Annotated in this window: 11 protein-coding genes; 4 read left to right on the forward strand and 7 right to left on the reverse strand. The window is 73.2% G+C overall.

Translation table 11 applies throughout. The annotated features are described in order from the left end of the window. The coding region (locus V7793_RS26395; protein WP_336010645.1) for a vitamin B12 dependent-methionine synthase activation domain-containing protein at nt 1-211 on the forward strand (211 nt) is incomplete at its 5' end. 112 nt (nt 212-323) lie between these two features. Then, nucleotides 324-812: a nuclear transport factor 2 family protein gene (locus tag V7793_RS26400; RefSeq protein WP_336010648.1), complete on the forward strand. Its 489-nt coding sequence runs from the start codon at nt 324-326 to the stop codon at nt 810-812. A 33-nt stretch (nt 813-845) separates the two neighbouring features. Here the strand turns inward: V7793_RS26400 and V7793_RS26405 are convergent, their stop codons facing one another. From V7793_RS26405 to V7793_RS26425, 5 genes are all read right to left on the reverse strand, one after another. Beyond that, nucleotides 846-1,814, reverse strand: coding sequence for a superoxide dismutase (locus V7793_RS26405; protein ID WP_336010650.1), 969 nt, complete (start codon nt 1,812-1,814; stop codon nt 846-848). Between the two features lie 165 nt (nt 1,815-1,979). Then, entirely contained in the window at nt 1,980-3,209 is a 1,230-nt protein-coding gene (gene mshC, locus V7793_RS26410) for a cysteine--1-D-myo-inosityl 2-amino-2-deoxy-alpha-D-glucopyranoside ligase (protein ID WP_336010653.1), read from the reverse strand. A gap of 104 nt (nt 3,210-3,313) precedes the next feature. Next, complete coding sequence (locus V7793_RS26415; protein ID WP_336010656.1) at nt 3,314-4,162, reverse strand: SCO1664 family protein; 849 nt, start codon at nt 4,160-4,162, stop codon at nt 3,314-3,316. Beyond that, nucleotides 4,126-4,716 (reverse strand): DUF3090 domain-containing protein, encoded by a 591-nt coding sequence (locus V7793_RS26420; RefSeq protein ID WP_168093159.1) that lies wholly within the window; start codon nt 4,714-4,716, stop codon nt 4,126-4,128. The genes V7793_RS26415 and V7793_RS26420 overlap by 37 nt, the downstream gene beginning before the upstream one ends. Before the next feature lie 112 nt (nt 4,717-4,828). After that, nucleotides 4,829-5,533: a histidine phosphatase family protein gene (locus V7793_RS26425; protein ID WP_336010658.1), complete on the reverse strand. Its 705-nt coding sequence runs from the start codon at nt 5,531-5,533 to the stop codon at nt 4,829-4,831. Nucleotides 5,534-5,656: 123 nt separating this feature from the next. Here V7793_RS26425 and corA point away from each other — a divergent pair, with 123 nt between their 5' ends. Beyond that, on the forward strand, nt 5,657-6,649 hold the full coding sequence (corA, locus tag V7793_RS26430; protein ID WP_336010661.1) for a magnesium/cobalt transporter CorA: 993 nt from the start codon (nt 5,657-5,659) through the stop codon (nt 6,647-6,649). Between the two features lie 68 nt (nt 6,650-6,717). On the opposite strand, the gene V7793_RS26435 is transcribed toward corA, so the two are convergent. Both V7793_RS26435 and V7793_RS26440 read right to left on the reverse strand, forming a co-directional pair. Next, nucleotides 6,718-7,506, reverse strand: coding sequence for a ferritin-like domain-containing protein (locus V7793_RS26435; RefSeq protein ID WP_336010664.1), 789 nt, complete (start codon nt 7,504-7,506; stop codon nt 6,718-6,720). A gap of 233 nt (nt 7,507-7,739) precedes the next feature. Continuing rightward, nucleotides 7,740-8,789: an LLM class F420-dependent oxidoreductase gene (locus tag V7793_RS26440; RefSeq protein ID WP_168093168.1), complete on the reverse strand. Its 1,050-nt coding sequence runs from the start codon at nt 8,787-8,789 to the stop codon at nt 7,740-7,742. 196 nt (nt 8,790-8,985) lie between these two features. On the opposite strand from V7793_RS26440, the gene V7793_RS26445 reads away from it, so the two are divergent. Continuing rightward, the gene (locus V7793_RS26445; protein ID WP_336010667.1) at nt 8,986-9,969 is read left to right on the forward strand and encodes an aldo/keto reductase; all 984 of its coding nucleotides are present in this window, start codon (nt 8,986-8,988) and stop codon (nt 9,967-9,969) included. Nucleotides 9,970-10,062: the final 93 nt, after the last annotated feature.

Consider the following 10,062-nt stretch of genomic DNA (forward strand, 5'->3'; position numbering starts at 1 on the left):
AGACATGTTCGCGCTCAAGTACCGCGGCGCCCGCTTCTCCCTCGGCTACGGAGCCTGCCCCAACCTCGAAGACCGCGCCAAGATCGCCGACCTCCTCCGGCCGGAACGGATCGGCGTCCACCTCTCCGAGGAATTCCAGCTCCACCCCGAACAGTCCACCGACGCCATCGTCATCCACCACCCCGAGGCGAAGTACTTCAACGCGCGCTGAGCACAGGCCGTAGAGGTCAAGGGGAACGGGCACGCACCGCACGACGGTGCGTGCCCGTTCCCTTTCTCACGGGGCTTGACCTCAAGTTTGGTTGAGGGCAGAAGCTTTGGCCATGGACCTGAACCAGATGCACGAACAGCTCCGTGCCCTCACCGACCGCGCCGCCGTCGAACGCCTCGTCACCCGCTACCTCCGCTCGCTCGACGAGGGCCCGTTCGACACCGCGTGGGCCCGTACCTTCTTCACCGACGACGCGTGGAGCGAGACGCCCGTCGGCGTGTACGAGGGGATCGACGCCCAGCTGTCGTCCACCGGCGGGGCCATGGCGCTCTTCGAACGGACGGTGCACTTCGGGACGAACCTCGACGTCGAGCTGGACGGCGACCGCGCCGCTCTGCGCTGGAACCAGCTGAGCACCCACGTCCTGAAGGAGGACGGCGGCCCGGAGGAGGAGGGCGGGGGGCCGGCGGAACGGCTCTTCGTGTCCGGCGGGCTCTGCGAGGCCGAGGCCGTCCGGAGCGCCGACGGCCGCTGGCGCTTCCGGCGGCTGGCCCTGCGCATCACCTGGACGCAGGGCCGGCCGCCGGTGCTGCCCGCCTGAAGGGCACGCAGGGGGCCGCGGGGGCCCGCCTCCTCAGTGCACCTGCCGCACCGCCACCACGTTGTAGTCCGTCGTCGGCGTCGGCGGCTCCGTGAAGCGGGAGTTGGGCAGGTAGAGGCGGTTGCCGTACGCGGCGACCGTCGTCGGGATCCGGAACCGCGGGTCCGTGATCCGGGTGACCGCCGTGCCGCGCAGGCCCGTGGCGTCCATATGGAAGACGTCCACGGCGTTCTGGATCTGCTGGACGACGTAGAGCGTGCGGCCGAGCAGCAGGGCGCCGTCCCCGTCGGGGAGCTTCGCCCCGCCGAGGTCGACGCGGCGGGCGTCGCCGCTGCGGGGGTCGACGCGGTAGAGGCTCCCGCCGTCCGCGTAGACGTTGATGACCAGCAGCCCGCGGCCGTCGGGGGTGCGCTCCAGCCCATTGGTGGTGAAGCCCTCGGCGGGGGCCTCCGCCCACTCCCCCTTCAGCCGCAGGGTCACCACGTCGCGCGGGGCGGGCAGCTCGCCGCGCGGGCCGAGCGGCAGACCGTAGAGCTGGGACTGGGTCGAGTCGGTGAACCAGGCGGCGCCGGGCGTGAGCACCACGTCGTTGATCACGGTGGCGGGCCTGCCGACCTCATAGGAGGCGAGGATCCGCCCGCTGCCTCCGTCGACGACGCGCAGCTGGCGCGAGGCCCCGCCCGCGATGAAGACCCGGCCGTGCCGGTCGGTCTTGATGCCGATGGACATGGCGTCCGTCCCGGTGGGGACGACCTCGCCGCGGCCCGTCGCCAGGCTCGCGCGGTAGAGCGAGCCCCCGCCGAGCGAGCCGAACCAGGCGTACGGTCCCGGACCGGTCGCGATGCCCTCGGGCCGGAAGCCGTCCGGGAGGGGGAACTCGGTGGGCCACAGGCCTCCGGCAGGCTCCGCGCGGGCCGCCGTGGCCAGGGGGCCGGCGGCCGCCAGCGTCCCCAGCGCCGCACCGGCGCCCAGGAGTCTTCGGCGGGAGAGGAAAGCTGCCATGGCGGTCGTCCTTCCGACGGGGCCCGGAGGCCGGCTGATCGGCCGACCGGCTCACGGAAGCACAGCCCGCGGAGCACCACACCGCACACGCGGAGATCTTCACAAATGAAGGGGGGGCGCTCCCGGTGGGGAGCGCCCCCTGTGGGGTCATGCAGTGTCAGCGCGTCAGAGCGCGACGCCCAGCAGCGCGTCGACGGCCCGGGAGACGACGCCGGGCGCGCCCTCCTCGGTGCCGCCGTCGGCGGCCTGGGCGGCGGCCCAGCGGTCGACGGCCGCGAGGGCGCGAGGCGAGTCGAGGTCGTCCGCGAGGGCCTCGCGGATCTCCTCCACCAGCGCGTCGGCGGACGGGCCGTCGGGGCGCGAGACGGCGGCGCGCCAGCGGCCGAGGCGCTCCACGGCCTCGTGCAGGACGGTGTCGGTCCACTCCCAGTCGGCGCGGTAGTGGTGCGCGAGGAGCGCGAGGCGGATCGCGGCCGGGTCGACGCCGTCGCGGCGCAGGGCGGAGACGAAGACGAGGTTGCCCTTGGATTTGGACATCTTCTCGCCGTGGAGCGCGACCATGCCGGCGTGGACGTAGGTCTTGGCGTAGGGGTGCTCGCCGGTGAGCACCTGGGCGTGCGAGGCGCCCATCTCGTGGTGCGGGAAGACGAGGTCGGAGCCGCCGCCCTGGACGTCGAAGCCCATGCCGAAGTACTCCAGGGCGATGGCGACGCACTCGATGTGCCAGCCGGGGCGGCCGGGGCCGAGCGAGGCGCCGTCCCAGCTGGGCTCGCCCGGGCGGGCGGCCATCCACAGCATGGGGTCCAGGGGGTTCTTCTTGCCGGGTCGGTCCGGGTCGCCGCCGCGCTCGGCGGACAGCAGGCGCATGGCCTCGGCGTCCAGGCCGGAGATCCCGCCGAAGTGCGTGTCGGACTCGACGGAGAAGTAGACGTCGCCGTCGAGCTCGTAGGCGGCACCGGCGTCGCGCAGCCGCTCCACCAGGGGAACGATCTTCGGTATCGACTCGACGGCGCCGATGTAGTGCTGCGGCGGGAGCATCCGCAGCGCGGTCATGTCCTCGCGGAAGAGGGCGGTCTCGCGCTCGGCGAGCTCGGTCCAGTCGTCGCCGTTGGCGACGGCGCGCTCGAGGAGCGGGTCGTCGATGTCGGTGACGTTCTGGACGTAGTGAACCTGCCGCTTGGTGTCGAGCCACACGCGCTGAACGAGGTCGAACGCGTTGTAGGTCGCCGCGTGTCCCATGTGGGTGGCGTCGTACGGCGTGATGCCGCAGACGTAGATACGGGCGACGGGGCCGGGGGCGAGAGTGACTCGTCCGCCGGTCGCGGTGTCGTGGATCCGGAGGTCGCGGCCACTGCCGGGCAGGGCGGGAACCTCAGAAGCGGGCCAGGCATGCATGTCACGAGCGTAACCGGACGCATGTTCCGGATACGAACCGGATCCGGCTGTTGGCCGAACAGGCGCTCTTGCGGCAAGCACGAAAGATGTGCTTCGACCAGCACTCACACCGGCGGCCACGGAATGGCCGGCCACTGCCCACTGGGCTCACGGTGCCGCCCCGTGCGCAACAGCTCCGCCACCCGCCCCCGCAGCGCCTCGATCTCCCCGGGCGTGATCAGCTCGGCGAGCCGCCCCGCCAAGGGGCTCCCGTCGGCCAGATTGGCCGAAAGCCGCCGCAGTGCCTCCAGCGCCTCCTCCGTCAGCGGTTCCCCCGCCCAGCCCCAGAGCAGCGTCCGCAGCTTGTCGTCCGCGTTGAAGGTCACACCGTGGTCGATGGCGTACAGCCGGCCGTCCGCGGCGGGCAGCAGGTGGCCGCCCTTGCGGTCGCCGTTGTTGATCACCGCGTCGAGGACGGCCAGCCGCCGCAGCCGCTCGTCGTCGGCGTGCACGAGCAGCGCGGTGCGGTCCCCGCCCACGTCGGCCAGGCCGACGGCCTTCCAGCCGGGGCCCGGCTCCGCGCCCTCGACCAGAGCCAGGAGGCGCTCACCGCCCTCCTCCGCGTCCTCGGGGGCGTCGATCCACATCTGGCACATGCCCCGGCCGTAGGGGCCGTCACGCAGCACCGTGGGCGGGACGAGCCCCCACCCCATGGCCTCGGAGAGCTCGTAGGCGGCGACCTCGCGCTGGGCGAGGGTGCCGTCGGGGAAGTCCCACAGGGGCTGCTCCCCCGCGACGGGCTTGTAGACGCAGGCGGCGCTCACGCCCGCGTACTCGACCGTGCAGTACAGCACCGCGTTGGACGCCTCGGCGATCCGGCCGCGCACCGTCAGCTCGCCCTTGGCCAGCAGTTCGTGCGGGGTCACGCTCCGCGGCGTCACGCCCCGCGGCGGTATCCGTTCTGGCGCGGGCATACGTGTCCCTCCGGGTCGAGCGGCAGGCTGCACAGCGGGCAGGGCGGGCGGCCGGCGTTCACGACCTCCAGGGCGCGCTTGGCGAAGGCGCGGGCCATGGTGCCGGTGATCCGCACGCGCAGCATCGGCGGGCCGTTCGCCTCGTCCTGCAGGAGGCGCTCCTCGGCCTCGGCGAGGTCCTCGTCGGTGTCGGCGTCCAGCTCGACGAGGGCCTGCGCCTCGACGATCATGCGCTGGTGCTCGCCGTCCCAGGCCAGGGCCATGGTGCCGACGCGGAACTCCTCCTCGACGGGGGTTTCCAGCGGGGCCGTGTCGCTGAGCTCGGCGGGGGCCACGGCGGGCACCGGGGCGCTGCCGCCGGTGCGCCGGACGACCTCGTCGAGCAGTTCGTCGATGCGCTCGGCGAGCGCTTCCACCTGGGCCTTCTCCAGGGCGACGCTCGTGGTGCGGCCGGCCGCGGTGGCCTGGAGGAAGAAGGTGCGGCGGCCAGGCAGCCCGACCGTACCGGCGACGAAACGGTCCGGCGGGTCGTAGAGGAACACCTGACGGGACAACGTCCTGCTCCATTTGGTTCGGGGCGGTTCGGGCGGTCGGGTCTTCTCCGGGTGCCGGGTCAAGGGTGGAGAGGCGGACTGTGCCGCGCCACCACCCTACTGCGCGGCGCGATCACGGTGCCCCCGCCCCGCCCCCCACGACGCCGTCCGCCTCGGGGCTCCGCGCCTGCGCGGGGGCCTCCTCCGGCGGCACGAGGCCGCGCAGGTCTCCGGTGTCGCCGAGGCGCACCAGGAAGGGGCGCAGCCGGGTGTAGCGGATGGCCGTGACGGAGCAGGGGTCGACGGCGATGCGCTGGAAGAGGTCCAGGTGCAGGCCGAGGGCGTCGGCGACGAGCGCCTTGATGATGTCGCCGTGCGTGCAGACGACGTAGCAGGCGTCGTGCCCGTGCCCGGCCTCCACCCGGTCGTTCCAGTCGCGGACGGCGTCGACGGCGCGGGCCTGCATGGCCCGGACCGACTCGCCGCCGGGGAAGGCCGCGGAGGACGGGTGGCGCTGGACGACCTCCCAGAGCGGTTCGGCCGTGAGTTCGGAGATGGTGCGGCCGGACCAGTCGCCGTAGTCGCACTCGCCGACGCGCTCGTCGGTGTGCAGCGGCAGGCCGGGGCGGGCGGCGAGGAGGGGCGCCAGGGTCTCGTGGCAGCGCTGCAGGGGGCTCGTGACGGCCGCGGCGAGCGGTACCTGCGCGAGCCGGTCCGGGAGGGCGGCGGCCTGGGCGGTGCCGCGCTCGTCCAGGGCGATGCCGGGGGTCCGTCCCGCGAGCACTCCCCCGGTGTTGGCGGTGGACCGGCCGTGCCGGACCAGGATCAGCGTGGGCATGGCGCCCACCCTAATCCCGTGCCCGCGGCGGATTCCCGTGCCCGCGGCGGCCGTCCGCCCCCGCGGAGCGTTTCCGCGCCGCTCCTGCCGGGTGTCGTGTGTGAAGGCGCGATCAGCGGCAAAATGCCCTGCGTGATCGTGGACTGCGCAATCTACCGGGACGGGCGCCGCACCGAGGGCCCCGCCGACTTCTCCGACGCCCTCGACGAGGCGCGCGCCGCGGGAGACTCCTTCCTGTGGGTCGGGCTGCACGAGCCGACGGAGAAGGAGTTCGACCTCATCACCAGCGAGTTCAACCTGCACCCGCTGGCGGTGGAGGACGCCCTCAAGGCCCACCAGCGACCCAAGCTGGAGATCTACAACGGTTCGCTGTTCCTGGTGCTCAAACCCGTCACGTACGACGACGACGCGGACACGGTCACGACGGGCGAGCTGATGCTGTTCGTCGGCGACTCCTTCGTCGTGACCGTGCGGCACGGCGAGGGCAGCCCGCTCGCCCAGGTGCGGCAACGGCTGGAGCAGGAGCGGGAGGTGCTGCGGCACGGGCCCACCTCGGTGCTGTACGCGGTGTGCGACGCGGTCGTGGACCACTACATCGAGGTGGCCGGCGAGCTCCAGGCGGACCTGGAGGAGCTGGAGGCGGAGGTGTTCGCCCCGCTGGGCGGGGACACCCGCAACACCGCCTCGCGGATCTACTCGTTCAAGCGCCAGGTCCTGGAGTTCCGGCGGGCCTCGGCGCCGCTGGCCGATCCGATGGCGCGGCTGGCGGGCGCGGGCGTGCCGTTCGTGCCCGAGCGCTCGCAGCCCTTCTTCCGCGACGTGAACGACCACCTGATGCGGGCGAACGAGTCGGTCGAGGGCCTGGACCGGCTGCTGTCGGACATACTGTCCGCCCACTTGGCTCAGATGGGCGTCCAGCAGAACGACGACATGCGCAAGATCTCGGCGTGGGCGGCCATGGCCGCGGTCCCCACGATGATCGCCGGGATCTACGGGATGAACTTCGACCACATGCCGGAGCTGCGGCGGCCGTGGGGCTATCCGGCGGTCGTCGCGGTGATGGCGGGGCTGGTGGTCTGGCTGCACCGGATGTTCAAGCGGCGCGGCTGGCTGTAGGGGCACCGGCGGAGACCGGTGCCGAGGGAGCGGCCCCGCCCGCCCCGGCCCCGCCCCGTCCCGCCGCGTCAGGCGAACTCCGGTGCCGTCTCCGCCGGTCCGCCGAGCGCGTTGCGGCGCCGCGGCATGCGCAAGGTGACCATCCGCCGCCAGCCGACGAGCTGCTCGTAGCGGTGCAGCGCCCGGATGCCGAGCGACAGCGCGAGGGCCTTCGGCCGGGACCAGCCCAGGAGGGCGCCCATGCGCTCCATGAAGGCCAGGCTCACGTCCCGGTAGACGCGGATCTCGGCGCGGGCGCTCTCGCGCAGCACCGCCCGGATGGTCCGGTGGTGCCCGGCGCGCGCCAGGCGCAGCAGCTCCTCGTGGCAGTACGCGAGGTGGTTGGTCTCGTCGTCGGCGATCATCCGGAGCGCCCTGCCGACCTCGGGGTGGTCGCCGAAGTGGGCGGTGAGCATCCGCATCTGGTCGGCGGCGCGCTGTTCGGTGACGCGGCTGTGCGCGAGGTAGGTGACGATGTCCTCCTCGGTCAGCGGCCGTTGGCCGCGGAGCAGGACGTGGGGCAGGCCGATGCCGCGGCGTTCGAGGAGCATCGTGTAGTCGGTCCCAGCCGGCACCGGGGCCGGGGCGAGGCCGCGTCTGCGCAGCAGGGCCTCGAAGATGCGGCCGTGCTTGTCCTCATCGGCACCGTGCCGGGCGATCTTCGGCGCGAGGGCCCGCTGTTCCCCGGGGACGAGGGCGGCGATCCGGGCGTTCTCCCAGCCGCCCTGTGCCTCGCCGCTGGCGGCGATGGAGCAGAAGAGCCGGTAGGCCTCGTCGTCGTCGAGGATCTCCTGGAACAGGCTTCTGGCCGAGAGCATGACGGACACACCTCCGTTCACGGCGCATTTCGCGTATGTCCCGTGAAACCCGAGTCAAGTGCCATGCCGGGGAAGCGGCAAATCCGGGGCGGCGTCCGCTCGGCCGAATGCGCGACGCCGGAGGCGGTGCGCGGCGCGTAACCCGGCGCCCGTACGGGCGTTGTCCTCTGTACCGGCCGTGGCGGGGAAGACACCCCGAGCCCCCACCACGGCCGCCGGGTTCCGCTCGTCCGTCACGCCAGGCCGGCGCGCTCCAGGGCCTCGACACCCGCCCGCAGGCCGGCGATCCGCTCGTCCAGGGTGAAGCCCGCCGGGGCGAGCGACAGGGTGGTCACACCTGCGGCGGCATAGGCCTGCATGCGGTCGGCGATGCGCTCCACGGAGCCGATCAGGGCGGTGGAGTCGATCAGGTCGCGCGGGACGGCCGCGGCGGCGCCCGCCTTGTCGCCCGAGAGGTACTTCTCCTGGATCTCCGCGGCGGCCTTCTCGTAGCCCATGCGCTGCGCGAGCTTGTTGTAGAAGTTCTGCTTGGCGCTGCCCATGCCGCCGACGTAGAGCGCGGTGTACGGGCGGAAGAGGTCGGCCAGCCCGTCGACGTCGTCGCCCACGGCCATGGGGACGGTCGGGACGACGTCGAAGCCCTCCAGCTCCTTGCCGGCCTTGGCGCGGCCGGCGCGCAGCGCGCCGAGGGTGGTCTCCTCGGCGTGCTCGGGGGCGAAGAAGACGAGGAGGGCGCCGTCGGCGATCTCGCCGGTCTGCTCCAGGTTCTTCGGGCCGATGGCGGCGATGTACAGCGGGATGCGCTCGCGCACGGGGTGGACGGTGAGCTTGATGGGCTTGCCCGGGCCGCCGGGGAGCGGCAGGGTCCAGTTCTCGCCCTCGTGGGTGAGGCGCTCGCGGGACATGGCCTTGCGGATGATCTCGACGTACTCGCGGGTGCGGGCGAGCGGCTTGTCGAACCGCACGCCGTACCAGCCCTCGGAGACCTGCGGGCCGGAGACGCCGAGGCCGAGCCGGAAGCGGCCGCCGGAGAGCGAGTCGAGGGTCGCGGCGGTCATCGCCGTCATGGTGGGCGTGCGCGCGGGGATCTGGAAGATGCCCGAGCCGATGTCGATGCGCTCGGTCTGCGCGGCGACCCAGGACAGGACGGTGGCCGCGTCGGAGCCGTAGGCCTCCGCGGCCCAGCAGACCGAGTAGCCGAGCCGGTCGGCCTCGCGGGCGACGGCGAGGTTGTCGGCGTCCATGCCGGCGCCCCAGTAACCGAGGTTGATCCCCAGCCTCATTCCACTCATGGCGGGCTCCCCTTACCGATCAGTAACGTCGTTGTTGCGGGGACTGTAGCGCGGAGACGCGGGGTACGTCACCGACCGGCCGCCGTCCCCCTCCGGAGTGGGTCCGCGGCGCGCGGTCCACGGGGTGCCGCGGGGCGTTGTCCACAGGCGGCCCCGGCGCGGGCCGCGGCCAGTAACCTCAGCGCTCATGGAACTAAGGCATCTCGGCCGCACGGGCCTGCGGGTATCCCGGATCGGGCTCGGCACGCTCACCTGGGGCCGGGACACCGACGAGAACGGCGCGGCCGAGCAGCTGAAGACCTTCTGGGAGGCCGGCGGCACCCTGGTCGACACGGCGGACGTATACGCGGACGGCGCCGCCGAGTACCTGCTCGGCCAGCTGATGGAGGACCTCGTGCCCCGCCGCGACCTGGTCATCGCGACGAAGTCCGGCAGCGTCCCCGACCCCGACCGGCGCTTCGACGGCTCGCGCGGCTACCTGCTCTCCGCGCTCGACGCCTCCCTCGAGCGGCTCGGCACGGACCACGTGGACCTGTGGCAGATCCACGCCTTCGACCCCCACACACCCGTCGAGGAGACCCTGCAGGCCGTCGACATCGCCGTCGCCAGCGGCCGCGCCCGCTACGCCGGCGTGTCCAACTTCTGCGGCTGGCAGCTCGCCAAGGCCGCCACGTGGCAGCTCGCCGCCCCCGGCGTGCGGACGCGGCTGGCCGGCACGCAGATGGAGTACTCCCTGCTGCAACGCGGCATCGAGCGGGAGGTGCTGCCCGCCGCGCTCGACCTCGGGATCGGCGTGCTGCCGTCCTCCCCGCTGGGCCGCGGCGTGCTCACCGGCAAGTACCGCCACGCGACGCCTGCCGACTCCCGGGGCGCCTCCGAGCACCTGGCCCCCTTCGTCGCCCCCTACCTCGACGAGACCGCCGGCCGCGTGGTCGACGCCGTCGCCACGGCCGCGGACGGCCTCGCCACGACGGCCCTGAAGGTCGCCCTCGCCTGGGTCCGCGACCGCCCCGGCGTCGTCGCCCCGATCGTCGGCGCGCGCACCGCACAGCAGCTCAGGACCGCGCTGTCAGTGGAGAGCCTTACGCTTCCCGACGAGATCTGCCGTGCGCTGGACGATGTGTCGGCGCCCGTGCACCGCTATCCCGATCAGGACTGGAGCACCCTGTGAGCACCGATCGCCGCGCCGGCGACCCCGCGCCGAGCGGCACCCGGACCCCCGACGGAGACCCCGCTTCTCCGCCGCGCGGCAGCGCCGAGCCGC

This window comes from Streptomyces sp. KLMMK, assembly GCF_036961605.1.
Taxonomy (GTDB): Bacteria; Actinomycetota; Actinomycetes; order Streptomycetales; family Streptomycetaceae; genus Streptomyces; species Streptomyces telluris.